Annotated in this window: 24 protein-coding genes; 18 read left to right on the top strand and 6 right to left on the bottom strand. The window is 36.4% G+C overall.

What is annotated here, in order from left to right; genetic code table 11:
- Positions 1–3: 3 nt before the first annotated feature.
- The 7 genes from H344_RS0106815 to H344_RS0106785 all read left to right on the top strand — a co-directional run bounded on the left by H344_RS0106815 (position 4) and on the right by H344_RS0106785 (position 8,748).
- Complete coding sequence (locus H344_RS0106815) at positions 4–1,872, top strand: ABC-F family ATP-binding cassette domain-containing protein (protein WP_026809629.1); 1,869 nt, start codon at positions 4–6, stop codon at positions 1,870–1,872.
- A 60-nt stretch (positions 1,873–1,932) separates the two neighbouring features.
- A complete protein-coding gene (locus H344_RS0106810) occupies positions 1,933–2,433 on the top strand; it encodes a hypothetical protein (protein WP_026809628.1) in 501 nt (166 codons plus the stop codon).
- A 45-nt stretch (positions 2,434–2,478) separates the two neighbouring features.
- Positions 2,479–2,640 carry a hypothetical protein gene (locus tag H344_RS21650; RefSeq protein ID WP_157378179.1) on the top strand — a complete coding sequence of 54 codons (162 nt, stop codon included), beginning with the start codon at positions 2,479–2,481 and terminating at the stop codon, positions 2,638–2,640.
- Between the two features lie 117 nt (positions 2,641–2,757).
- The gene (locus tag H344_RS0106800; RefSeq protein WP_026809627.1) at positions 2,758–3,336 is read left to right on the top strand and encodes a cob(I)yrinic acid a,c-diamide adenosyltransferase; all 579 of its coding nucleotides are present in this window, start codon (positions 2,758–2,760) and stop codon (positions 3,334–3,336) included.
- A gap of 131 nt (positions 3,337–3,467) precedes the next feature.
- Complete coding sequence (locus H344_RS0106795) at positions 3,468–3,692, top strand: DUF2795 domain-containing protein (protein WP_013994285.1); 225 nt, start codon at positions 3,468–3,470, stop codon at positions 3,690–3,692.
- A 152-nt stretch (positions 3,693–3,844) separates the two neighbouring features.
- The gene (gene secA, locus H344_RS0106790) at positions 3,845–7,204 is read left to right on the top strand and encodes a preprotein translocase subunit SecA (protein ID WP_026809626.1); all 3,360 of its coding nucleotides are present in this window, start codon (positions 3,845–3,847) and stop codon (positions 7,202–7,204) included.
- 314 nt (positions 7,205–7,518) lie between these two features.
- Entirely contained in the window at positions 7,519–8,748 is a 1,230-nt protein-coding gene (locus tag H344_RS0106785) for a sensor histidine kinase (RefSeq protein ID WP_026809625.1), read from the top strand.
- A 65-nt stretch (positions 8,749–8,813) separates the two neighbouring features.
- Here the strand turns inward: H344_RS0106785 and H344_RS0106780 are convergent, their stop codons facing one another.
- The gene (locus H344_RS0106780) at positions 8,814–9,050 is read right to left on the bottom strand and encodes a hypothetical protein (protein ID WP_026809624.1); all 237 of its coding nucleotides are present in this window, start codon (positions 9,048–9,050) and stop codon (positions 8,814–8,816) included.
- 412 nt (positions 9,051–9,462) lie between these two features.
- On the opposite strand from H344_RS0106780, the gene msrA reads away from it, so the two are divergent.
- The 10 genes from msrA to H344_RS0106730 all read left to right on the top strand — a co-directional run bounded on the left by msrA (position 9,463) and on the right by H344_RS0106730 (position 19,546).
- Positions 9,463–10,146, top strand: a complete 684-nt coding sequence (msrA, locus tag H344_RS0106775) for a peptide-methionine (S)-S-oxide reductase MsrA (protein ID WP_240484954.1) — start codon at positions 9,463–9,465, stop codon at positions 10,144–10,146.
- A 140-nt stretch (positions 10,147–10,286) separates the two neighbouring features.
- The gene (locus H344_RS0106770; RefSeq protein WP_026809622.1) at positions 10,287–11,678 is read left to right on the top strand and encodes a 3-keto-disaccharide hydrolase; all 1,392 of its coding nucleotides are present in this window, start codon (positions 10,287–10,289) and stop codon (positions 11,676–11,678) included.
- Entirely contained in the window at positions 11,679–13,007 is a 1,329-nt protein-coding gene (locus H344_RS0106765; RefSeq protein ID WP_026809621.1) for a Gfo/Idh/MocA family oxidoreductase, read from the top strand. It begins immediately after the preceding gene.
- Between the two features lie 227 nt (positions 13,008–13,234).
- On the top strand, positions 13,235–14,143 hold the full coding sequence (locus tag H344_RS0106760) for an aldose epimerase family protein (RefSeq protein ID WP_026809620.1): 909 nt from the start codon (positions 13,235–13,237) through the stop codon (positions 14,141–14,143).
- Positions 14,144–14,173: 30 nt separating this feature from the next.
- A complete protein-coding gene (locus H344_RS0106755; protein WP_026809619.1) occupies positions 14,174–14,734 on the top strand; it encodes a DUF2911 domain-containing protein in 561 nt (186 codons plus the stop codon).
- 1 nt (position 14,735) lies between these two features.
- Complete coding sequence (gene meaB / locus H344_RS0106750; protein WP_026809618.1) at positions 14,736–15,776, top strand: methylmalonyl Co-A mutase-associated GTPase MeaB; 1,041 nt, start codon at positions 14,736–14,738, stop codon at positions 15,774–15,776.
- A gap of 110 nt (positions 15,777–15,886) precedes the next feature.
- Entirely contained in the window at positions 15,887–16,600 is a 714-nt protein-coding gene (locus H344_RS0106745) for a glycosyltransferase family 2 protein (RefSeq protein WP_026809617.1), read from the top strand.
- Positions 16,601–17,239 carry a lipid-A-disaccharide synthase N-terminal domain-containing protein gene (locus tag H344_RS0106740; protein ID WP_026809616.1) on the top strand — a complete coding sequence of 213 codons (639 nt, stop codon included), beginning with the start codon at positions 16,601–16,603 and terminating at the stop codon, positions 17,237–17,239.
- Positions 17,220–18,860: an ArnT family glycosyltransferase gene (locus H344_RS0106735; RefSeq protein ID WP_051254164.1), complete on the top strand. Its 1,641-nt coding sequence runs from the start codon at positions 17,220–17,222 to the stop codon at positions 18,858–18,860. Before H344_RS0106740 ends, H344_RS0106735 begins: the two co-directional genes overlap by 20 nt.
- Positions 18,860–19,546, top strand: a complete 687-nt coding sequence (locus H344_RS0106730) for a hypothetical protein (RefSeq protein ID WP_026809614.1) — start codon at positions 18,860–18,862, stop codon at positions 19,544–19,546. Before H344_RS0106735 ends, H344_RS0106730 begins: the two co-directional genes overlap by 1 nt.
- A 100-nt stretch (positions 19,547–19,646) precedes the next feature.
- On the opposite strand, the gene H344_RS0106725 is transcribed toward H344_RS0106730, so the two are convergent.
- The 4 genes from H344_RS0106725 to mazG all read right to left on the bottom strand — a co-directional run bounded on the left by H344_RS0106725 (position 19,647) and on the right by mazG (position 22,936).
- Entirely contained in the window at positions 19,647–20,216 is a 570-nt protein-coding gene (locus tag H344_RS0106725; protein ID WP_026809613.1) for a phosphatase PAP2 family protein, read from the bottom strand.
- 5 nt (positions 20,217–20,221) lie between these two features.
- Positions 20,222–20,449: a hypothetical protein gene (locus tag H344_RS0106720; RefSeq protein WP_026809612.1), complete on the bottom strand. Its 228-nt coding sequence runs from the start codon at positions 20,447–20,449 to the stop codon at positions 20,222–20,224.
- A gap of 77 nt (positions 20,450–20,526) precedes the next feature.
- Positions 20,527–21,909: an MATE family efflux transporter gene (locus tag H344_RS0106715; protein ID WP_034256298.1), complete on the bottom strand. Its 1,383-nt coding sequence runs from the start codon at positions 21,907–21,909 to the stop codon at positions 20,527–20,529.
- Between the two features lie 253 nt (positions 21,910–22,162).
- Positions 22,163–22,936: a nucleoside triphosphate pyrophosphohydrolase gene (gene mazG, locus H344_RS0106710; protein ID WP_026809610.1), complete on the bottom strand. Its 774-nt coding sequence runs from the start codon at positions 22,934–22,936 to the stop codon at positions 22,163–22,165.
- Between the two features lie 207 nt (positions 22,937–23,143).
- Between mazG and H344_RS0106705 the strand changes: the two genes are divergently transcribed.
- Positions 23,144–24,052 carry an SMP-30/gluconolactonase/LRE family protein gene (locus H344_RS0106705; RefSeq protein WP_051254160.1) on the top strand — a complete coding sequence of 303 codons (909 nt, stop codon included), beginning with the start codon at positions 23,144–23,146 and terminating at the stop codon, positions 24,050–24,052.
- A 143-nt stretch (positions 24,053–24,195) separates the two neighbouring features.
- Here H344_RS0106705 and H344_RS0106700 read toward each other — a convergent pair whose 3' ends face one another.
- Positions 24,196–25,089 (bottom strand): IS1595 family transposase, encoded by an 894-nt coding sequence (locus H344_RS0106700; RefSeq protein ID WP_026809533.1) that lies wholly within the window; start codon positions 25,087–25,089, stop codon positions 24,196–24,198.
- Positions 25,090–25,142: the final 53 nt, after the last annotated feature.

Below are 25,142 nucleotides of genomic sequence, written 5' to 3'. Positions count from 1 at the left end.
TAAATGAATCTTCTCACTGTAGAAAACCTTTCCAAATCTTTTGGCGAGTTGACCCTTTTTTCAGAAATCTCTTTTGGGATTAACAAGGGACAAAAAATTGCCTTTATCGCAAAAAACGGTAGTGGTAAAACCTCCATATTAAATATTATTGCGGGCAGAGACTCTTCCGATACTGGCCAAGTTAACATGCGGAAAGGGATAAGAATCTCCTTTTTAGAACAAGAGCCTAACCTAGATCCAAATTTAACTATAGAAGAAACTATTTTCGCTTCGGACAACGAAGTACTAAAGGTAATTCAGAACTACGAGCATGCCCTAGCAGATCCAGAGGATACAGATGCATACCAAAAGGCGTTTGAGGCAATGGAACGCTATGACGCATGGGACTTTGAAACCCAATACAAGCAAATTTTATCTAAGTTAAAATTAGAAGACCTATCTATAAAGGTAAGCCTATTATCTGGAGGGCAAAAGAAACGAATAGCATTGGCCAATGCATTAATAAATAGGCCAGACCTTCTTATTTTAGATGAGCCTACCAACCACCTAGACTTAGAAATGATTGAATGGTTGGAGCAGTATTTCGCTAAAGAAAACCTCACCTTATTTATGGTGACCCACGATAGGTATTTCCTAGAGCGAGTGTGTAATGAAATTATAGAGTTAGACAATGGACAATTGTACAACTATAAAGGGAATTACTCCTATTATTTAGAAAAGAAGGAAGCTAGGATAGAGCAGGAAGCAGTAGAACAGCATAAATCTAAACTTCTCTACAAAAAGGAGTTAGATTGGATGCGTAGACAACCTAAAGCACGTACCACCAAGTCTAAGTCTAGAATAGACGATTTCCAAGACATAAAAGATAGAGCCAACAAGCGTAGAAGTGAGCATGAGATCCAACTAGAAATTAACATGGAGCGCATGGGAAGCAAGGTTGTAGAGCTCATTAAAGTCTCTAAAGCCTATCCTGACAAACCCATCTTAGATAATTTCAACTACAACTTTATAAAAGGAGAACGGATTGGAATTATAGGAAAAAATGGAACGGGAAAATCTACTTTTCTAAACATCATAACAGGAAAAGATACACCAGACAGTGGTAAAGTTATTATTGGGGAAACCATCAAATTTGGGTATTATACTCAGGGCGGTATAAAAATAAAGGAAGGACAAAAAGTAATTGATGTCATCAGAGAGTATGGAGATTATATTCCACTCTTAAAAGGGAGACAGATATCTGCCCAACAATTGCTGGAGCGCTTTTTATTTGATCGGAAAAAGCAATACGATTTTGTAGAAAAACTTAGTGGAGGAGAACGTAAACGTCTTTACCTATGTACAGTACTTATCCAAAATCCAAATTTCCTAATCCTAGATGAGCCTACCAATGATTTGGATGTAGTTACCCTAAATGTTTTGGAAAGTTTTCTCTTAGATTTCCCTGGCTGCCTCATGGTAGTATCTCACGACCGTTATTTTATGGATAAAATCGTAGATCATTTATTTGTTTTTAAAGGCAATGCAGAGATTGAAGATTTCCCAGGTAATTATTCTGACTACAGAACCTATGAGGATAGCATAGAACAGGATAATAGAGCTGCAAAGCAAAAAGAAAGCGAACCAAAAGAGTCTAAACCCAACAGAAATCAGCCTGACAAGGAGAAAAAACTAAGCTATTTAGAGCAAAAGGAATTTAAGCAACTAGAAAAGGATATTAAAAAATTAGAAGCTAAAAAAATAGAAATTCAAAATAAGTTCACAGATGCTACGCTTTCTGGAGATAAAATCACCGAACTCTCCATTCAGCTAAGTGAAATAGAAGAAGAAATAGACAAGAAAACAGAGCGTTGGTTTGAACTTTCATTGTAAGATCAGGTTAAAAAAATTACATAAATAATTTAAGGTTAAGTTAAAGCGGAAAATACTGAAATGCGCTATAGATTATTTTCAAAAATAAAATTTTGGCTAAGCGCCACTAATCAACACGGTGTTCACTCCCCTTTTGTATATAGTTTTATTACCAAAAGCCTTTACAAACCACCTTATTACAAAACATCTAAAAGCCTTGCAATCTTATTAAAAACATTAGATTATTTTTCTTTAAAACAAGTACAATTGGTAGGGGATGAAAAAGAAATCAATAAGCAACTTACGTTAAGAGAGATTTCTATTTCTGACAGTTTGCCTGATTTAATTTACTTGGAAACCCTTACCCAACAAACCCTAGACCAATACGTATTAAACAACCCAGAGATTAAGAACAATAGCATTATTTATATTCCACACATCTATAGCGATAAGAATAGAACTGACTATTGGAAAACTTTAAAAAAACTAGAAAAAGTGTCTGTAAGCATAGATATGTTTTATGGAGGTTTACTTTTTTTTAGAAAAGAGCAGGCCAAGGAAGATTTTAAAATTAGAGTATAACCCCTTACCTTCACACTTCTGACAAGAAATTCCTAAATTTGAATAATGGATTATACAATATACATCGTTCTGGCAGCATTAGCAATCGTGTTTTTTATGACTCAAGGTATGACCAGAAAGAAAAATAAGGATAGAAAATCAAGAAAATTCATGGAGAGCTACAGAGAGGAAAACCGAAATAAATCAAGGGAAGAAAAAGAAAATTAAGCAACACTACCCTTATTACACATCAACAAACCTACAATGGGTTTAACGTTCCAAATCCAGTTTAACTTATACCTTTAAGGATATTTACATTTCTATCTACAACAATAACTTATTATAATGAAAATATACACCAAAACGGGAGATGATGGTACAACGGGATTATTTGGCGGAACCAGAGTACCCAAACATCACATTAGGATAGAAAGTTACGGGACAATAGATGAATTAAACTCGTGGATAGGCCTTATAAGGGATCAAAAAATAGATCCCATAAGTAAAGAAATTTTAAAAACCATCCAGGAAAAGCTTTTTACCATTGGAGCTTTGTTAGCCATTGATCCTAAAAAGGAAAAATTAAAAAATGGAAAAGACCGCCTAAACATTCCCAAAATAAATTCGAGTGATTTAGAATTTTTAGAAGTAGAGATTGATCGTATGGAACAAGGCTTAGTTCCTATGACTCATTTTATACTTCCTGGGGGTCATCCTACCGTGTCATATTGTCATATTTCTAGAACAATTTGTCGTAGAGCGGAGCGCTTAGTAGCACAACTTCATCAGACATCAGCAGTAGATACTACCTTAATGGCATATATTAACCGACTTTCTGATTTTTTATTTGTGTTGGCACGAAACTTGTCCAAACAACTTAAAGCAGAAGAAGTTTTATGGATTCCTGAGAAAAAGGAACAATAAAATTTAACTAGCTTTTGAAAAAAATCAAAAAAAGTGACATAATGTTGATAAAATAGTTATATTTCAAGCGAAATAACTTGCACATTACACTTTAAAAATTACTTTTGCAAAAATTATAATATACTATTGCGATGTATTGGACTTTAGAATTAGCATCCTATTTAAGTGATGCACCCTGGCCAGCAACCAAAGATGAGTTGATAGATTATTCAATTAGAACCGGTGCCCCCTTGGAGGTTGTCGAGAACCTACAATCTATGGAAGAAGAAGGAGGGGAAATCTATGAGTCAATTGAAGAAATTTGGCCCGACTATCCTACCGAAGAAGATTACCTTTGGAACGAAGACGAATATTAGAATATTAACGGAATTACAACAAAAAAGTCTCATAAGAGGCTTTTTTTTTACGTAAATTTGAAATTGCTTAATGCTATTACTAAACCTAGCAAATAGGCAAGCACATATACGAAAGTCCGCAATAGGACTTTTCATTAATAATAATATATTTTATGAATTTTTTAAACTCCATAATAAAGGCATTTGTAGGCGATAAGTCCAAGAAAGACGTAAAAAGCATGCAGCCCTTGGTAGATCAAATAAAGTCCTTTGAATCACAGTTAGAAAAACTTTCCCACGATGAGCTTCGTGAGAAAACCATCTTTTTCAAGAATAAGATTAAGGAGGCGACCAAAGAAAACCAAGATAAGATAAACGCACTTTTAGAAGAGGTAAAAGCTTCCACGGACATCGATAAGAATGAAGATATTTATGGAGAAGTAGACAAGTTAAAAGAAGAAATATACAAAACCTCTGAAGCTACTTTAAATGAAATACTTCCAGAGGCTTTTGCCGTTGTAAAGGAAACAGCCAAAAGGTTTGCAAATAACGAAACTCTAACCGTTACGGCTTCCGAGAATGACAGGTTATTATCTGGCATTAAGGACTATGTAACTTTAAGTGAAGAGCAGGCAATTTGGAAAAATTCCTGGGATGCTGCAGGAAAAGAAGTTACTTGGGATATGGTCCACTACGACGTGCAGTTGATTGGTGGAATTGCCTTACACCAAGGAAAAATCGCAGAAATGCAAACTGGAGAAGGTAAAACTTTGGTGGCTACCCTACCCCTATACCTAAACGCCCTTACTGGGAATGGTGCTCATTTGGTTACCGTGAACGATTACTTAGCAAAAAGAGATAGCGCTTGGATGGCTCCTATATTTGAGTTCCACGGACTATCTGTAGAATGTATTGATAAGTATCAGCCAAATTCTGATGGAAGAAGAGCAGCATATAATGCAGATATAACCTACGGTACCAATAACGAGTTTGGGTTTGATTACTTAAGGGATAACATGGCCCATACCCCATCCGATCTTGTACAAAGACCACATAACTTTGCCATTGTGGATGAGGTAGATTCTGTTCTTGTAGATGATGCTCGTACTCCCTTAATTATCTCTGGTCCAGTGCCAGAAGGAGATCGTCACGAATTTAACGAGCTTAAACCAAAAGTTGGGGATATTGTAAGTAAGCAAAAGGCATTTTTAACTGGAGTCTTGGCCGAAGCAAAAAAGTTAATTCACGAAGGCAATACCAAAGAAGGAGGATTTCTTCTATTAAGAGTATATAGGGGATTACCAAAAAATAAGGCTCTAATTAAATTCCTAAGTGAAGAAGGTGTTAAACAGTTGCTGCAAAAGACTGAGAATTACTACATGCAAGACAACAACAGAGAAATGCACCAAATTGATGAGGAGCTTTGGTTTGTGATTGATGAGAAAAACAATCAGATAGAACTTACGGAAAAAGGAGTGGAATACCTCTCTGGTGAAGGAGATAAGGATTTCTTTGTGATGCCAGATATTGGTAATGAAATTGCTAAAATTGAAGGTCAAGATCTTGAGATTAATAAAGAAGCAGAACTAAAAGAAGAATTGTTTAAGGATTTTGCCATTAAAAGCGAAAGAATCCATACCATGAACCAGCTTTTAAAAGCATACACCCTTTTTGAAAAGGATGTAGAATACGTAGTCATGGACAATAAGGTGATGATTGTAGACGAACAGACCGGTCGTATTATGGATGGCCGTAGGTATTCTGATGGATTACACCAAGCTATTGAAGCTAAGGAAAATGTAAAGATTGAGGCAATGACCCAAACCTTTGCAACTGTAACCTTACAGAACTATTTTAGAATGTATAACAAGCTTTCGGGAATGACGGGTACTGCTATTACCGAAGCAGGCGAATTCTGGGAAATATATGAGCTAGATGTTGTAGAGATTCCTACTAACAGACCAATTGCTCGAGACGATAAACAGGATTTAATTTACAAGACCAAACGCGAAAAATATAACGGCATTATTGAAGAGGTTACCAAATTATCCCAGGCTGGAAGGCCAGTTTTGATTGGAACAACCTCCGTAGAAATATCGGAATTACTTTCTCGAATGTTAAACATAAGAAAGGTACCTCACAATGTCCTTAACGCTAAATTGCACAAAAAAGAGGCAGATATTGTTGCTGAGGCAGGAAATGCTGGGGTAGTGACTATAGCCACCAACATGGCGGGTCGTGGTACAGATATTAAGTTAAGCGCCGAAGTTAAGAAAGCAGGCGGTCTAGCTATTATAGGAACAGAACGTCATGATTCTCGAAGGGTAGATAGACAGTTAAGAGGTAGATCTGGAAGACAAGGAGATCCAGGAAGCTCGCAGTTCTACGTTTCCTTGGAAGATAACCTGATGCGTTTATTTGGCTCGGACAGAGTAGCTAAAATGATGGACAAAATGGGATTGGAAGAAGGAGAAGTAATTCAACATTCCATGATGACCAAATCTATTGAGCGCGCGCAGAAGAAAGTAGAAGAAAACAACTTTGGTATCCGTAAAAGACTATTGGAGTATGATGACGTAATGAATGCCCAAAGGGAAGTTATCTACAAAAGAAGACGCCACGCCCTACAAGGTGAGCGCTTAAAAGTAGATATTGCCAACATGATCTATGATACCTGCGAGGTGATCACAGAAACCAACAAAGGGGCTAACGACTACAAGAACTTTGAGTTTGAACTTATAAAATATTTTTCCATCACCTCTCCTATCAGCGAAGAAGAGTTTACAAATATGGGAGTACAGGAATTGTCAAATATCATTTATAAGGCTACTTACGAGCATTATAAAAATAAAATGGAGCGTAATGCAGCCATTGCATTTCCTGTTATTAAGAACGTGTATGAGGACAATGCCAATAACTTTGAAAGAATTGTTGTTCCCTTTACGGATGGTATAAAGTCCCTGAATGTAGTTACTAACCTTCAGCAGGCTTACGACACCAATGGAGAACAATTGATAACCGATTTTGAGAAGAATATTTCCTTGGCCATCATTGATGATTCTTGGAAGACTCACCTTAGAAAAATGGACGAATTAAAACAATCAGTCCAATTGGCAGTACACGAACAAAAAGACCCTTTGCTTATTTATAAGTTTGAAGCATTTGAGCTCTTTAAACAAATGATTGAAAAAGTAAACAAAGAAATTGTTTCCTTTTTATTCAAAGGAGAGTTACCTAATCAAAGTAATGAGATCCAAGAGGCTAGAAACATAAGCAGACCTAAGGAAAACTTAAAAACCTCTAAGGAGGAGATTCCAAATAGTGATGAGATGGCAGCTCAGAACAGGGCTGTCGGACAAAACCAGTCTAGTAGACCACAAGTTACAGAAACTATAGTTAGGGAAAAGGCTAAGATTGGGCGTAATGAACGAGTAACTATAAAGAATGTAATGTCTGGCGAAAGCAAAACGGTAAAATATAAGCAGGCCGAACCCCTATTAATAAAGGGAGAATGGGTGTTGATTGAAGAGTAATCAATCAACAAATAAACAGCTTTGACCACATAAGCGCGACAATTTTAGAATTGTCGCGCTTTTTTTTATAGATTTATAAATAACGAGAATATCCTTAGTCTTATATAAGGTTAATCGGTGTTCTAGTTTTTTGCCCCATATTTTACACGCCTCACCATGCTAAGGCTTAAAATGAAAACTTATCAATTATCAAATTTCCTATTTATGAATTTGACAAAATTTATAAGTTTAAATAATTAGATATAAGCTATATGCTTCTTTAATCTAAAGGTATTATTACACAACATAACCACCAAAAACAACCATTACTAAAAATGCTCAGACCCCTTGAGGAAATACATCAATTAAAGGATAAGGTACAACTAACTATACGGGTTAACTATATCTCATCTTTACTTACCATTATATTTGGGATTCTCTGTATTACGTTCCTTAGTATAACCCAAATTATTCCCTATCTATTTATTTCATTTGGAATATTGAACTTGGTGAACACCTACTTTTATTTTAAACATAGATCTCTAAATCTCACCTATAATATAAGCTCTATAATGGGGCTTGCTACTGCCATAGCCATTACTTTATTCAGTGGCGGTATAAATAGTCCGTTTATTTTTGTTTTAGCAATTATCGTATTTACAGGATATATAAGCACTCAAACTTACGGAAGGGTTTATTTAAACCTCAATATCTTAATCATTGTCTTAATCTATTCTCAAAGTGTAGCAGAATTTAATTTTACCCCAAACGTAGTCCCTATTGAAAGTAGAAACCTTTTCAGCCTTTTCAGTATCATATTTTCTGTTTATATGCTTGGAAGTGTTGTTGGCAAAAACCTTCTTAAAGCACATAGTGACCTACATAAGATCAAAAAAGATAATGAAATTAGTATCAAGGAAAAGGACACCTTACTTAAAGAGATTCACCATAGGGTTAAGAACAATCTTCAAACTGTATCTAGTCTCCTTAGTCTTCAATCTAGAAGCACGGAGGACAAAAAAATTAAGAATATTCTTAAAAGCAGCCAAAATCGAGTCATTTCTATGGCAATGGTTCACGAAATGCTTTATATGCGAAAAGACCTCTCAAAAATTGAATATAGCTCCTATGTCCGTGAACTGGGAGATTATTTAATAAAGTCCTTCAAAGGTTCAGAAAACAATATCACTCTAAACATTGTTATTCCAGACGTAAAATTAGGAATCGATACAGCCATTCCCTTGGGGCTCCTAATTAATGAAATAATTACCAATGCCTTGAAATACGGAATTGAAGATAAAGGACATGGGGAAATCTATATTGAAATAAAAAAGCTAAACAAGCTAGATTATGAACTGGTTATCGGAGATAATGGTGCAGGTTTTCCTAAAGATGTAAATTTCAATAACTCGGAAACGTTAGGACTTAAGTTAATACATAATTTAGTAAGACAACTACAAGGAACTATTAATAGGGATCATTCCAAAAAAGGAACTTATTATATTGTAACCTTCTCTGAAGTAAAACATCAATTTATTCCCGACCCAAAAACAATAGTCAAATAACATTGCGAAAACTATATTAAACCAAGGTGTTGTACTACTCAAGAAAGAGGTTAAAGCAATATTGATTACGTTAGTCTGGACTTATCCAATTTCGTTTTAAAAGACAACGCCTTCATAATCCTAGCATTTTTAAATTTATATACTCGTGCAACCTCATCAGCATTCTGTGTTATAGCTTCTACCTTACTACCAACTTCAACCTCCATTGAATTAGATACCAAAACAACTTTATCACTTGTACTTTGAGCTTGAACAGAAATACCGACAAAAAGAATAAAAATAAAAATTAAAAACGCCTTCATAATTTGGAATATTGTAGTGCAATGATAACGCCCTATTGTGTACACTATGAGATCTAATCCGTTAATCGGCATAACTTTTCGGTGATCAACAAAACGTCAGATAAAGTGTGTAAAATATCAGTTATAATACTCAGGCACTAAAAATTATCGACCTAATTAATTTATAATCAGTTAAATAACTAAATACAGAACACTAATTATTATTAATTAACTTAGAGAAAACAGTAGGCAGAGGTGTTCTATAAAAGGCTGATAAATTCATTTTGCATATACCGGCAGCCTTAGTTAGCGCTTTAATTTGTTATCTTATGGCTACCAAAAAAAACCATTCAGAATAGTACATACAGCATATTTCTATACGACTTAACTGAAGATTTCTAAAACAACTTTATTTATATAATAATTTAATAATATGATTAAGATTGAAAACAACAACAAGAAGTTGCCCATAGTACGCTTATGTGTATTATTGATAGTAAGTTTTTTTACTATGGGGTGTTTATCTAATAACAAAGGAAATAGCAATACAAACCACATAAAAGTTCCTCCTCCTCAAGACCTACAAAACTTAGAAACTGCCTATTTTGCGAGTGGTTGCTTTTGGTGTGTAGAAGCAATTTTTGAACATGTAAAAGGGGTAGAAGAAGCCATTTCTGGTTATGCAGGTGGAAAAAAAACCAATCCCACCTATGAAGAAGTTGCCTATGGTAAAACTTCCCATGCAGAAACCGTTGCCGTGTATTACGACCCAAAAGTGGTTTCCTTTAAAACCCTAGTAAAGGTTTTCTTTGGATCACACGATCCTACCACACCAAATAGGCAAGGCCCGGACAAAGGTCCACAATACAGATCTATTGCTTTTTACAAAACGGATACCGAAAAGAAAATCATAACAGAATATATTTCTAAATTAACAGAACAGGAGATATACTCCTCTCCAATTATTACAGAGGTAAAACCCCATACCGTTTTTTATAAAGCAGAAGAATACCATCAGGATTACGAAAAAAAACACCCAGACAACCCCTATATTAAAAGTGTTTCTATTCCCAGACTAAAAAAATTCCAACAAAAATTTACTGAATTGTTAAAATAGACTGCTTCATCCATATCATTTATTAAAAATGAGCGCTTTAGGTATAAAACCATAATAAGCATATAAGGAATAATTCGCACTTTTTTATATCTTTCTAAGTTGAAGAAATAAATTAATCAACCACCATTCATTCCAATACAATGAAATCTAATTTAAAGAACCACATTTTCGTTACTACTATTACTCTATTTACCCTATTAATCATTTCTTGCTCAGAGTCTAAAAAAGACAATACCCCTTGGGTAGCTCTTTTTGACGGATCCACTTTAAAAGGATGGAACCAAAAGGGAGGTGAGGCCAATTACACCGTTAAGGATGGGACTATTATAGGGACTACGGTCCATGGAACTCCTAATTCCTTTTTAGCCACTGATAAAATGTATGCCGATTTTATTCTTGAACTAGAATATAAAGTAGATTCTAGCATGAATTCTGGTATTCAAATCAGGAGCAATAGTATTCCGACCTATAAAAATGGTAGAGTACACGGGTATCAGATAGAAATAGACCCATCTAAAAGAGCATGGAGCGCAGGCATATATGACGAAAGTCGACGGGGATGGCTAAACACCTTAGAGAATAATCCTGAAGCTCAAAAAGCATTCAAACAAAATGATTGGAATCACTATAGAATAGAAGCTATTGGAGATACTATTAAAACATGGATCAACGGAGTACCAGCCGCTTATTTAATAGATGATAAAACGGCAAGTGGCTTTATAGCCCTTCAAGTACACAGCATTGGAAAAGATAAGACCGAGGGCACTCCTATTATTTGGAAAAATATAAGAATCCTTACGGAAGATCTAGACACCTATTCCACAAATTCGCCCTTGACTCCTATAATCACCAAAAACAAGCTTACAGTAAATGAAGCTAAGGACAATTGGGAATTGCTATGGGATGGAGAAACCACTAATGGATGGCGAGGCGCCAGACTAGATAACTTTCCTGAAAAAGGATGGGAAATTAAAGACGGAGTACTAAACGTATTAGCCTCTGGCGGTGAGGAGTCGGCAGCAGGTGGTGATATTGTAACCACCGAACTTTTCGGAGATTTTGAGTTAAAGGTAGATTTTAAACTTACCGAAGGTGCCAATAGTGGCATTAAATATTATGTGAATACGGACCTCAACAAAGGACCTGGATCTTCTATTGGACTGGAATACCAAATATTAGATGATGCCCGCCACCCTGACGCTAACCAAGGCAATCATGAAGGAAGCAGAACAGTAGCCTCCTTGTACGACCTTATCCAAGCAGATCCAAATAAGCCCATTAATCCCATTGGGGAATGGAACACTGCACATATTAAGTCAATCAACAATCATGTAGAACATTGGCTAAACGGAACAAAGGTGTTAGAATATGAACGTAAAAGCCCTGAATACCGCAAATTGGTAGCAGAAAGTAAATATGTAAAATGGCCAAATTTTGGTGAAAGCGATGAGGGTCACATCCTTCTTCAGGATCACGGTGATCACGTATCTTTTAAGAATATCAAAATCAAGCGTATAAAAAACCAAGAGTAAATGAATACTAGAAGAAATTTTATTAAAAAAACGGCAGCAGGAAGTGCCGCTGTTACCTTGGGTGGTCTAGTCCTACCCCAAATGGGATACGGAAATATTTTAGGTGCTAACGATCAATTAAATGTTGCAGTAATAGGTGTTAGAAGCAGGGCTAAAGCACATATAGTGGCCATACACCAAGATCCTAATGCCAAGATAATATACAATTGTGATGTAGATGACGTGATAATTGCTGAGCATAATGAATGGTGTCAAAAGAATATCGGATACGTCCCTAAAGTGGAAAAAGACTTTAGAAAAATACTAGACGACAAAAATGTAGATGCGGTATTTATTGCTACTCCAGAACATTGGCATGCTCCTATGGCTATTATGGCATTACAAGCAGGAAAACACGTTTATGTAGAAAAACCCTGTAGTCACAATCCACATGAAAATGAATTACTAGTAGCTGCACAAAAAAAATACGGTAAAAAAGTTCAGATGGGCAACCAACAGCGATCAGCACAAAGCTCCATGTTGGCGGTAAAAGAAATTAAAGAAGGGATTATTGGGGAAGTCTATAAAGGGGAGGCTTATTATTCTAACAATAGAGGGTCTATTGGTATCGGAAATAAGGTAGACGTTCCCAAAACATTGGATTGGGACTTATGGCAAGGACCAGCACCAAGAGAAGATTTTCGCGATAATATCCACCCATACAATTGGCACTGGTTCCGAACTTGGGGAACAGGTGAACTACATAACAATGGCACACATGAAATAGATGTATGCCGATGGGCACTAGGAGTAGATTTGCCAGATAGCGTAACTTCCTTTGGTGGAAAGTATACCTATCAAGATGACTGGGAATTTGTAGACAACCAACAAGTGACTTTTAAATATGGGGCCGAGAAATTTATCACGTGGACAGGCCATAGTCGTGGAGTAATAAAACCCGATCAGCCGGGAAGAGGCGCCACAATATATGGAAGTAAGGGAACAATCACCCTTTCTAGAAACGCCTATGAATTGTACAATTTAGACGGAAGTCTGATTAAAAAGGTGGAAGAAGGTGTTGAAAGTGCCACTACCAATACCCAAGGGATGGGAGGATTAGACGTGAACCACGTACATAACTTTTTTGATGCGATTAGGGAAGACAAGATTCAGAACTCCCCTATTACCGATGCCAGTATATCTACGATGCTTTGCCATCTTGGTAATATTGCACAGGATGTGGGAAGAACTATTAATATAGACACAACAACAGGAAAAATAAAGAATGATCCTGAAGCCATGTCCCACTGGACAAGAGAATATGAAAAAGGTTGGGAACCAAAAATTTAATTAACTTACATATTTCAAGTCATTAAGGCGAAGTAGAAATTACTTCGCCTTTTTATTTAGTAGTAAACCTCCTGAAATTTACTTTTTAAGCAGTAATTGGGAAAATACTCTTTAAGCGTATCTCATTCTAAGATTTAGAAACTAAACTACGTTTTCTGAATGGATAGGAGGTAATTTCCTTTTTCATAAAAAAGAGTATTTTTATCGTTAATTAAAAAAGAAAAACCTTGAAACTGGCAACTATACAAAACAATTATATTACCCTTACGGTACTAGAATATGGGGCAATTATTCAGAAACTAGTCCTAAAAGATAAACATGGAAAAGACACCAATGTAGTGGTTGGCTTTGAAGAGCCCGAAAAATATTTAACAGACAATAAGTCTCTTGGTGCATGTATTGGTCGTTATGCAGGTAGGATTTCTAATAGTAGCTTTACTATTGATGGGATATCTTACCCCCTATATTCCGAGAATGGAGTGCATCTACACGGTGGAAAAGAAGGGTTTGGAAAAAAAACATGGAACATTAAAGAAGTTCACGAAGGAGAAAACCCCCATATTACCCTCACCTATTTTAGTAAGGACATGGAAGAAGGTTATCCTGGCAACCTCAGCGTTACGCTTACCTATAAATTGATAGGCGCTTCTTTACATATCATCCATGAAGCAACTACGGACAAGTCTACCCCTATTAACCTTACCAATCACTCCTATTTTAATTTAGATGGTGAGGAGCAACTGAATCATTACGATTTACAAATGCCTTGCTCAGATTTTATAGCGCTAGATCACAAGCTAATGCCTACAGGAGAAGTAGTATCGGTAAAAGGAAGCGATTATGACTTCTTACACCAAAGAAAAATAGGGGAAACACAATTAGACACCCCTTTTGTATTAGATACCAATTTACCCTACAACACTAAATTAGCCACCAATAAGTCTGGTATAACTATGGAGGTAATAACCAATCAACATTCAATGGTAGTTTATACCCCGCCCGAATTTGCGGCAATTTGTTTTGAAACACAGAATTATCCAGATGCACCCAATCAACCAAACTTCCCAAATAGCATTCTAAATCCAGGAGAATCCTATCATAATGAAACAGAATATAGATTTGGTTTTGTAACTTAGGAAGTACTAACAGCACCTAATCTACTAATTATGAAATTCTTAAAATGGTTATTGCTAATTATTGCGGTACTTGTCCTAGCATTCTTTTTAGGAGGAAAGTCTTATTTAATAAAACAGACCAAAAAACACAGTCCCGAAAGAACAGCTACCTATAATGAAAATGGGATGGATATTATTGTTAACTATTCCAGCCCATATAAAAAAGATCGTGTTATTTTTGGAGACTTAGTCCCTTATGGCATTGTATGGAGGACCGGCGCCAATGAACCAACTACTTTTACTACCGCTACAAAGGTAACTATAGAAGGAAAGGATTTGGCTGCAGGCACCTATTCCCTATGGACAATTCCTAACGAGTCTAGTTGGGAGATAATTTTTAATAGTGAAGTCCCGGATTGGGGCGTAACTATTTTAAGTGGCGGTAAAGAAACCACAAGAGAGCCTCTATGGGATGTAGTAAAAGTTACGGCACCTGTTACTAAACTTAAAGCTCCTATTGAGCGCTTCACCATACAATTTGATCAAGGCGATAGTGTATATTTAAGCTTATTATGGGATCAAACTAAAGTAAGCTTACCAATTCATCATTAAGTTGAATACAGACAAACATTTCAGAACAACTAATATTTCTAAAATAAAATCCTTTAGAAAGAATATTCCCTCTACCTCAGAATTAGTTACTGGTATTTTAAAAGGAGATATCTCTGCATTGGCAAGAGCCATCACATTGATAGAAAGCAGTAATAAAAAACACAGCCACTCATCTCAAGAAATTATCGAAAGGTGTTTACCCCATAGCGGCAAAAGCATTCGCATTGGTATCACTGGGGTACCCGGTGTTGGTAAGAGTACATTTATAGAAGCATTTGGAAGGAGCCTTACCAAATTAGGGAAAAAAGTTGCAGTATTAGCAGTAGACCCATCTAGCTCCATCAGTAAAGGAAGTATTTTGGGCGATAAAACTCGTATGCAAGAATTAGTACGAGACCCTAATGCCTTTATACGCCCCTCCCCTGCCGGTAGTTCTTTGGGAGGAGTAGCTAGAAAAACAAGGGAAAGTATTGTATTGTGTGAAGCAGCTGGGTACGATATAATATTGATTGAAACTGTAGGGGTAGGACAAAGCGAGACCGCAGTACATGGAATGGCCGACTTTTTCTTATTACTAAAACTAGCTGGTGCTGGGGACGAGCTACAAGGAATTAAGCGCGGAATTATGGAAATGGCAGACCTAATTACCATCAATAAGGCAGACGGAAAAAACCTAGAACAAGCTAAACAAGCAAAAATGGAATTTTCTAAGGCGTTACACTTATATCCCCCTAAAAGAAATGGGTGGACAACTAAGGTGCTTAGCTGTTCTGCCACAGAATACACCGGTATTGAGGAAATATGGGAAGTGATTAAGGAATTTGCAGAAAAAACCAAGAATAATGGACACTTCAACTCTAACCGAAAAGAACAAAATAAATATTGGTTATTACAAACGATTGACGACCTCCTTAAACAAGATTTTTATCAGAACAAAAAAATAGGGCCACTAATGGAAAAGATGACTTCCCAAGTTTTAGAAGGTAAATTATCTCCATTTTCTGCAGCAGAAAAACTTATTAAACTTTCCAAAGAAGATTAGTCAACTTACAATTATATAAATAAGGAATATAATTAATACCATATAGCTTTGCAAAGTTATTATCTTTGACCCATTAAATGTTAGATTCAGATTAACATAGCCCAGGAATAATGACTTATGAATTCACTATAATAGTACCTGTCTACAACGAAGAAGACAATTTGGAACGTGTAGAAAAAGAACTAGGAGATTACTTAACAATCTGCACTAAAAAGGCAAAAGTACTTTTCGTAAACGACGGATCCAAGGACAGAAGTCAGGAAATTATTGAAGCTATCTGCAATCGTAATACGGATTTTCAATATTTAAAATTTGCACAAAACAGGGGATTGAGTGCAGCAATTAAAGCTGGGTTCGATCATGTGGATACTCCTCTGTTAGGGTATATAGATTCTGATCTACAAACCTCCCCTGAAGATTTTAACCTACTATTAGAAAAAATAGGTCCTTATGACTTAGTCACAGGAGTTAGGGAGAACAGAAAAGATTCTTTTGTGAAGAATGCTTCTTCTTTAATTGCCAATGGCATTAGACGTACTTTTACCAAGGATGGTATGGACGATACTGGCTGCCCCTTAAAGGTGATAAAAACAGATTACGCTAAAAGAATACCCATGTTTAATGGTCTACACCGATTTTTACCGGCCATGATACTTTTGCAAGAAGGAACCATATTACAAGTCCCCATACGTCATTTTCCACGAATGGCAGGAACAGCAAAATATGGGTTATGGAATCGACTAATTGGCCCGCTAATAGATTGCTTCGCCTATTTATGGATGAAGAAAAAGTATATCAACTACCAAGTGGAGAAAATTGGGTAAATGACAGATTGGATAGTTTATGCGATAGGTTTTTTAGCCCAAATTCTTTTTTCCAGCAGGATGCTGGTCCAATGGATAATTTCTGAAAAAAATAAAAAGGTAATTACGCCAAGGCTTTTTTGGCAACTTAGCCTCCTAGCCTCTTTTTTACTATTCGTTTACGGATGGCTACGTGATGATTTTGCCATAATGTTGGGCCAAGCAATTACTTATTTTATTTATATAAGAAACATTCAAATGCAGGGTGAATGGTATAAACTACCCAAATTTCTCAGAATTTTTCTATATGTTTTTCCAGTAATTATTACTGTTTATGGGTATAACAATAACGCCTACGATATAGATAGTCTCTTTAAAAATGAGAATATTCCACTATGGCTATTGTTATTAGGAAGTATAGCTCAACTAATTTTCACCTTTAGATTTGTATATCAATGGTTATACTCCGAAAAAAAGAAGGCGTCTAGTCTTCCATTTGGATTTTGGCTACTTAGTCTAATAGGGGCTTCCCTAATCTTAACCTATGCGATATTTAGAAGAGACCCTGTTCTATTTGTAGGACATAGCTTGGGACTAGTCGTATATTTAAGAAATTTATTTATCCTAAAAAATGAAAACAATGAATTGGATAAAAAATAATCCCGTTTTAGTCCTTCTCTTAACTGGATCTGCAATTTTCCTTTTTCATTTAGGGGTTATCCCTGTAAGTATTATGGAGGCCAGAAATTTTATTACTGCGAGGGAAATGGTTATTGATGGGAATTGGTTGTTAACGACTATGAATGAACTTCCAAGATATGAAAAACCTCCGTTACCCAGTTGGATTACCGCTATTTTCGGATGGATATTTGGAATAAATAACGTTGTAGCGCTTCGTTTCCCCACTATGTTAATGGCCATTCTATTGGGCTACACCGCTTATAAGTTATCCCTTAAACTACTGAACAATAAATTAGACGCACTAGTAAGTGCTTTGGTACTCTTAACCTCTTTTTATATCATTGGAATCACCGTGGAGGCTCCTTGGGATATCTATACCCATGGTTTTATGTTAATGGGAATTTATTTTCTTTATCCATTTTTCAATGGACTGCACAATCAATGGAGAAATAGTATACTTGCAGGTATCTTTATAGGGCTATCTATAATGAGTAAAGGTCCTATTTCCTTCTACGGGCTCCTGTTACCATTCCTTTTAGCATACGGCATAGTATATAAGTACAAAGGCTTTAGGCAAGGTAAAAAGGTTCTTCCAACGCTCTTAATAATTGTAATAGCTCTTGGTGTAGGCTTATGGTGGTTTGTCTATGTACGGTTTGCAGACCCAGATGCTTTCCTAGCCATCACAAAAAAAGAGACCTCCAACTGGCATAGCTATAACGTAAGGCCCTTCTATTATTATTGGAGCTTTTTTGTACAAAGCGGATTGTGGACTATCCCTGCTTTGGTAAGTCTATTTTACCCCTACCTAATAAAACGTGTTAAATACAAACAGGTTTATAAACTCACCTTTTTATGGACTATTATCGCTGTAGTGTTACTTTCCATCATTCCGGAAAAAAAGTCGCGCTACCTCGTTCCCGTTTTAATTCCATTAGCACTTAATATAGGGATCTACTTTTCGTACATTTTCACTCATTTTAAAACAAAATTAAGCGCCAAAGAAAGGTTCCCTATCAACCTACATTTTGGGATTGTGGGGGTAATTGGTATAGCATTCCCCATAGCTATCTATTTTGTATTAAATAGCATAGATGGATATTGGGTTTACTATATTATCTCTTCCATAGTTCTTATGGCTATAGGTATCTTTACTTTTATTTTTCTTGGAAAACGGAAAGTTTTTCATTGCTTCCTATTGTCTATCGGGTTAATTGCCTCCATAAAGCTATTGGCCATGCCTTTAGCCGGAGGAGTCAAAAAAAACACAGCGTATTATCCCATAGCAAACTTAAAGACTAACATGTTGGATAAGGGGATTACAATATATAGCTTTGGAGAGGTATCTCCGGAAATGATATGGGATTTTGGAAGCAGTCTACCAGACCTAAAAGCAGAAAATAATATTATAATCCCTGAGGAAGAGACCTTTGGCGTACTTGTTGCTCAAGTAGATGAAATTGAATTTAAACGTATCTTTGGTACTGGATATGTTTATGAGTTAAAGAGGAAATTCGATTTAAATTCGTATGCAGATCCAGATAGCAAGGGACATAAAGACAGATTGGTAAACAATTTATATATAGTAAAAAAACAATGATGAATCTTTTGACAAAATTTGAAAAAATAGCTTACACTATTTTACTCCTAATTATTTTATTCGGACTTTATTTAGGCATAACAGATGAAACGTATTTCAACACTAAGTTTGCCCAAGAAGATGGAACCGTAGAGTGGGCTACTGCTATAATGCTTTTCGGAATATCTATGCTGTCTTTGTATCACCTAATTTCGTTATGGAATTATAAAAAATCACTTTGGAGAATAGGCACCTTTGCTTTTGTAGTTCTCTTCCTTTTTGGAGCTGGAGAAGAAATTTCTTGGGGACAACGCATTTTCGAGGTAGAATCTAGTGAGTTTTTCCTACAAAATAACGCCCAGGGCGAAACCAACTTACACAACCTAGTAGTGGGAGAAAAGAAAATTAACAAGCTTATTTTTAGCCAATTGTTATTTGTGGTAATGTTTCTTTACCTTATTGTATCCCCTATCCTATATCGTAAACAAACTTGGTTTAAAAATTTAGCCGATAACTTTGCTGTACCTATAGTGAAATGGCACCATACCATCGCCTTTTTATTGGCTACCGTTTTTGTAGCCCTTAATCCGGCAGATAGGACTTGGGAAGTGTACGAGTTTGCCTTTGGACTAATATTTTTCTTAATATTTCTAGGCCCCCTAAATCAGTGGATCTTTAAAAAGAAAAAGAAGGAAAGCGACGAATAGAACCAAGTATAAAAAAATAGGTACTGGAATTCTTATAACTCTTAACCGCATGGTTTTAGAATCGATGTTGCTTAACTAAAACAGTAAGGAAATTTTTATATTAGAGCTTATACCTTACCCTAATTCTTTCAAATAAGTAATAGAAGAGGCTAGCCATTCCTAACCCGATAGTTGCTCCCGTAAGGATATCCAAAGGAAAATGTACTCCAATATAGATTCTACTATAGGCGACTACCATGGCCCAAACCACCAAAAATATCCCTAGAGCTCTGTATTTGGATCCTAGCAAAAGGGTAAAGAAAGTAGCTACCGCAAAAGAATTCCCAGCATGGGCGGAAAAATATCCAAATTGCCCACCGCAAGAAGCCTTTACCAAACGTACTGCATCCCCTATTTCCAAATCGTAACAAGGTCGTAAACGACCTACTCCGTATTTAAAGAAGTTAGCTAACTGGTCGGTGGCCAATATAAGGACTGCAATACTGACCAAAACTAGGAGTAATTGTTTTACACCAAAGGTCTTATAAGTAACATAAGCTAAAAACATATAAAGGGGTATAGCGCTCCACTTACTTGTTATAAATAGCCAAAAACCATCCCATTGAGCGTTTCCCAAATGATTGAGGAAGAGAAACAACTCTTTGTCATACTTCACTAGTTCTTCCAACATCTTTTCTATTCTTCGTATCTAGAAACTTCCCTATCGTAAAAGGCTGTTGCAGCTTCAATTAAGTTCACAGATTCTTCTTCTAGTTCCTTTTCATCTTCTTTGGTGAAGTCCTCTAACCATTCTACCTCATCATTTTCTAAGTTGATGATAAATCTTGGGTATTCAGTATGAACTACAAAAATAGCAGTAGGATAATCAGTATTATCACCTAGTAAAAATTTAGGGAATTCCATAAGCATTTTTATTTTTAAATTACATGCAACCTCTCCTCATTAAGGAAAGAATACACCAATGTTTTTTATATGTTTCTTTAGACCAAAGCTTCCTTGGTCTCTATTAATTTTTTGGTCAAATGATTAAATCGAATATACAACATTATAGCAGATGCGGTGAGTCCCACCAATAATCCAATCCATATTCCCATACTACCTAGAGAGGTATAAACCCCTAAATAAAGGCTAGTTGGAAAACCAATTAGCCAATATGCTATAAAAGTAATGATAGTAGGCACCTTAACATCTTGTAAACCTCGCAAAGCTCCTAAAACAACTACTTGCACTCCGTCTGATATCTGAAAAAATGCTGCAACAAGAAGGAGTTGTGCTGCCAACTTTATTACTTCCGTATTATCCTGTAAATTAGCTGTATCACCAACGTCCAAATAAATAGTAGGCAACCAGTCTTTTAGAAGAATAAAAGAAATAGCAAATACCACCTCCAATAAAAAGGTGAGCAAAAAAACGGATTGGGCAATTCGTCTAAGTTCTTTAAAGGTGCCCAACCCTTTTTGGTTCCCTACCCTTACCATAGCAGCAACACCAAGCCCCATTCCCACCATAAAGGTCATACTACTTAAGTTTAGTGCAATCTGATTAGCTGCTTGTGCATTTTTACCAAGAACACCACTAATCCAAACAGCTGCAGTAAAAATAGCCACCTCAAAAAACATTTGTAGGGCAGAAGGAAAACCAAGAGAAATGATTTTTTTCATCACCTTTTTCTCTATCACCTTAAAATTAATACCGGTTACGTACTCTTTAAACTTCTCTTTTCGTTTTATAAGCATCCACAAAAATACAACCATGACCACTCGGGAAATTAAGGTTCCTATTGCAGCACCTACAATCCCCATTTTTGGAAAACCAAAACTTCCAAAAATAAGCAAGTAGTTCAGTACAATATTAACCACGTTTGCAATTACCGTGGCATACATGGGATAGGTTGTTTGTGACAGACCTTCAGAAAATTGTTTAAGCGCTTGGAAAATTATCATAGGCACAAGAGAAAAGGCAACTAAATCCAAATAAGGCATTGCCAATTCTACTACTTCCACTGGCTGCTTCATCATAAACATTAGTGGTTTAGCTAGTAGAATTACCCCAAATAAACCAAGTCCCATAATGGTACAGAGGACCAATCCATGTTTTAATGCGCTTTTTCCATCTGCTGTATTGTTAGCCCCATCGGCTTCCGCTACTAAAGGGGTAATAGCAGTAGAGAATCCAATTCCTAGTGACATAGCTATAAAAACAAAGCTATTCCCCAAGGAGACTGCAGCTAATTCTGCTGTTCCCAATTGCCCCACCATAATATTATCGGCAAACTGAACAAAAGTATGCCCTAGCATTCCCAAAATAACTGGAAAGGAAAGCATCAGGTTATACTTAAACTCCTTTGTATATTTCTGTAGCAAGATTTATTTTTTTAAGGTGCAAAGATAAAGCATCCTCCTCGGTTTTCAAGTGTATAATTTCGCAATAGCGCATTGAAAACACCTAAATATATTTCTATTACAACCTACTCCCATCTACAGTAGAAGGGGTAACACCAGAATATATTAATCAAAATAATTTTATAGGCGGGCTTACAATGTAATCTCAGGAGACCATTAAGGCAGCGTGCTGATAACGACTTAACCTAAACAATTAGAAATTTGAATTTATAGGTTAAACTGATTTAGCTTCTTCCCAAAACACATCCATTTCATTCAAAGTCATATCCTTTAAAGCTTTTCCTTGCTCTTTAGCCTTTTCTTCTAAGTACTGGAACCTTTTTATAAATTTTTTATTAGTTCGTTCCAAGGCATTCTCGGGGTTTATTTTTAAAAATCGGGCATAGTTAACCATAGAGAATAGCACATCTCCAAATTCGGCTTCCATTGCATCGTGATCATTATTGTTTACTTCTTCCTCAAATTCTTTCAACTCCTCTTTCACCTTCTCCCAAACTTGTTCTGGCTTCTCCCAATCGAATCCAACTCCAGCTACTTTATCTTGAATACGGTTGGCTTTAACTAAAGCGGGCAATCCTCTAGGAACTCCTTCTAAGACACTTTTCTTCCCTTCTTTAAGCTTAATATTTTCCCAATTCCGCTTCACCTCCTCTTCATCTTGAACTTCTATATCTCCATATATATGTGGATGTCTATTAATCAATTTATCACAGATCTCATTAGCCACATCAGCTATATCAAAATCCTTGGTTTCACTACCAATTTTCGAATAAAAAACAATATGTAATAACACATCTCCCAACTCCTTCTTAACCTCTTCTAAGTCGTTTTCTAAAATTGCATCTCCTAATTCGTAGGTTTCCTCAATAGTTAGATGTCGTAGACTTTGCATAGTCTGCTTTTTGTCCCATGGGCATTGCTCTCGCAACTCATCCATAATTGTCAACAATCGATCAAAGGCCTGTAATTGGGTTTCTCTGGAATTCATAAAATAGCTTTTGCACAAAAATACAAAGTCCCCACGGCATGTGTCGTCCCAAATCCCGAGTTTTTTAGCTAACTTTAGTCAAATAACCGTAAAGCGAGAGGTAATGGGTTAGTAACTAAGTTCTCTTCCTTACCAATTGGATTAAATTATCCTACTAAAAATTGAGTCTAAATTCATCTTATAAACTCCTTAAATATTAATCATAATATGACCACTACACCCTATTCAGTTTTAAATTTCATTATAGGATTTTCCCTATTGATAAGCTTTTCCTGTATAACTCAAGAAACCCCACTAATTGCCGATGGCGCGGAACTAAAAGTAGTTGCTAACACCTATTCTTTTACAGAAGGGCCTGCAATGGCTCCCAATGGAGATGTCTATTTCACCGATCAGCCAAACGACCGTATTTTAAAATGGTCTGCCACTGACAATTCTGTTTCCGTATTTATGGAGCCGTCGGGAAGGTCTAACGGCCTATATTTTGATAACGAGGGGAATCTCCTAGCCTGTGCCGATGATAAGAATCAGCTATGGCAAATAGATCCTAATAAAAAAGTTACCGTTTTAATAGATGATTATAAAGGCAAAAAATTAAATGGTCCCAATGATCTCTGGGTAGATAAAAAGGGAGGTATCTATTTTACCGATCCTTATTATCAACGTGATTATTGGACGAGAACCGAAATGGAATTAGAAAAACAACAGGTGTATTACTTATCTCCTAACAAGAAGAATATAACAGTAGTTGCTGATAACTTACAACAACCAAACGGGATAATAGGAAGCGCCGATGGTAAGACACTTTATGTGGCGGATGTTGGCGATAACAAAACCTATTCTTATAGGGTAAATACTGATGGGAGTTTGAGCGATAAAACCCTATTCACCAATTTGGGATCAGATGGAATGACGCTAGATAACAAGGGGAACGTTTACCTTACCGGAAAAGGAGTAATTATTTTTAATAAAGAAGGTGAGAAAATTCATCATATTCCTATAGATCAAAATTGGACCGCCAATGTTACATTTGGAGGAAAAGAACAAAAAACATTATTTATCACAGCGATGAATTCTGTTTACACTCTAGAAATGAACGTTAAAGGAGTTCGTTAAAATGAGTCAAGAACTATTTACTACTAGTAAGTTTCACCAAAATTACCCTGATTAGCACCAACAGCGTACCCCCTACGTTCTCGGTCGAAATTTGTTGGCTAGCAAATACTATTATTCTAAATTAATCTTTTAGAGGTCAGTAGTTAGTTACTTATTAATTGTGATTGATATATTTTCTCTCCCTGCACCATCTTGGTGATAAGGTTGTTGAATATGGTTGCCTTGCTCTGTGATCGGTTGATCCGAAAACAGAATTCATTGAAGTACCTGTTCAGATTATCATCGCTCACCCAGGAATAGGTTGTCCTTATCCAAGATTTCACTTGGTGGATCATTGTGTGGAGTGCTTTAAAGTTCAGCCCCTTGTTGCTTTCTATCTGGGTGATGTCATATGCTTTGGCTATGGGCCTGTAGCCCCTCCACTTATCGGTTGTTACCTGCGCTTCCCGACTGATGTGGTTCACAAAGATGTATTGTAGGGACCGTGCGGAGAAATCATCGATCTTCATTGCATACATTCTCTTTACCTTGCCATCCTGGGTAAGCTGTACGGCTGTCACGGCCTTCTTTTTCTTGCCATCATAGCTCCTTCCCGTTTTGCCTTCGTCCCTTCCGCCAAGGACAAACTCGTCAACGTGTACTTCTCCGTCCATGGGATCGTTGCCGCTGGAGGTCATTGCTTCCCTGACCTTGTGCATAAAAAGCCTGGCGGTCTTTTCCGTAACACCGTAGCGAACCGACATATAACTTGCCGATAGGCTCTTGGTGGTGGTTGCCATCTCGAAACAGATGAAAAACGCTTTTCTGACACCGAACTTGACCTTATGGAAAAGTGTATCGGCGGTAGCGGATTCGATATGGCCACAGATATTGCACTGTCTGCCGAAGTCCTTGCGGATTTGACAGGCGGTATGGTTGCAACGAGTACATTTATAAGCACTTTTAGCCTTTATCGAAGCTAAGTATTCCTTGCAATCATCATCGGTTTTGAACCGATCAGAGAACTCTAGAAGATTTTGACCCTTGAAAACATCCATAATATTATATCTTTACTATAAATAAAGATACGTATTTAAATACTGACCTCTAT

The sequence above is a fragment of the Arenibacter latericius DSM 15913 genome, assembly GCF_000424985.1.
Taxonomy (GTDB): Bacteria; Bacteroidota; Bacteroidia; order Flavobacteriales; family Flavobacteriaceae; genus Arenibacter; species Arenibacter latericius.
The sequence above is the reverse complement of the archived record's forward strand: the minus strand, read 5'-3'. Positions and strand labels throughout refer to the sequence as shown.

Coding starts and splice junctions, on each gene's coding strand:
- H344_RS0106735 (WP_051254164.1), top strand. CDS start 17,220: ATGAATTGGATAAAAAATAATCCCGTTTTAGTCCTTCTCTTAACTGGA.
- H344_RS0106810 (WP_026809628.1), top strand. CDS start 1,933: ATGCGCTATAGATTATTTTCAAAAATAAAATTTTGGCTAAGCGCCACT.
- H344_RS0106815 (WP_026809629.1), top strand. CDS start 4: ATGAATCTTCTCACTGTAGAAAACCTTTCCAAATCTTTTGGCGAGTTG.
- H344_RS0106780 (WP_026809624.1), bottom strand. CDS start 9,050: ATGAAGGCGTTTTTAATTTTTATTTTTATTCTTTTTGTCGGTATTTCT.
- H344_RS0106740 (WP_026809616.1), top strand. CDS start 16,601: ATGACAGATTGGATAGTTTATGCGATAGGTTTTTTAGCCCAAATTCTT.
- H344_RS0106705 (WP_051254160.1), top strand. CDS start 23,144: ATGACCACTACACCCTATTCAGTTTTAAATTTCATTATAGGATTTTCC.
- msrA (WP_240484954.1), top strand. CDS start 9,463: ATGATTAAGATTGAAAACAACAACAAGAAGTTGCCCATAGTACGCTTA.
- H344_RS0106770 (WP_026809622.1), top strand. CDS start 10,287: ATGAAATCTAATTTAAAGAACCACATTTTCGTTACTACTATTACTCTA.
- mazG (WP_026809610.1), bottom strand. CDS start 22,936: ATGAATTCCAGAGAAACCCAATTACAGGCCTTTGATCGATTGTTGACA.
- H344_RS0106765 (WP_026809621.1), top strand. CDS start 11,679: ATGAATACTAGAAGAAATTTTATTAAAAAAACGGCAGCAGGAAGTGCC.
- H344_RS0106720 (WP_026809612.1), bottom strand. CDS start 20,449: ATGGAATTCCCTAAATTTTTACTAGGTGATAATACTGATTATCCTACT.
- H344_RS0106800 (WP_026809627.1), top strand. CDS start 2,758: ATGAAAATATACACCAAAACGGGAGATGATGGTACAACGGGATTATTT.
- H344_RS0106795 (WP_013994285.1), top strand. CDS start 3,468: ATGTATTGGACTTTAGAATTAGCATCCTATTTAAGTGATGCACCCTGG.
- H344_RS0106785 (WP_026809625.1), top strand. CDS start 7,519: ATGCTCAGACCCCTTGAGGAAATACATCAATTAAAGGATAAGGTACAA.
- H344_RS0106700 (WP_026809533.1), bottom strand. CDS start 25,089: ATGGATGTTTTCAAGGGTCAAAATCTTCTAGAGTTCTCTGATCGGTTC.
- H344_RS0106730 (WP_026809614.1), top strand. CDS start 18,860: ATGAATCTTTTGACAAAATTTGAAAAAATAGCTTACACTATTTTACTC.
- H344_RS0106755 (WP_026809619.1), top strand. CDS start 14,174: ATGAAATTCTTAAAATGGTTATTGCTAATTATTGCGGTACTTGTCCTA.
- H344_RS0106725 (WP_026809613.1), bottom strand. CDS start 20,216: ATGTTGGAAGAACTAGTGAAGTATGACAAAGAGTTGTTTCTCTTCCTC.
- H344_RS0106745 (WP_026809617.1), top strand. CDS start 15,887: ATGACTTATGAATTCACTATAATAGTACCTGTCTACAACGAAGAAGAC.
- secA (WP_026809626.1), top strand. CDS start 3,845: ATGAATTTTTTAAACTCCATAATAAAGGCATTTGTAGGCGATAAGTCC.
- H344_RS21650 (WP_157378179.1), top strand. CDS start 2,479: ATGGATTATACAATATACATCGTTCTGGCAGCATTAGCAATCGTGTTT.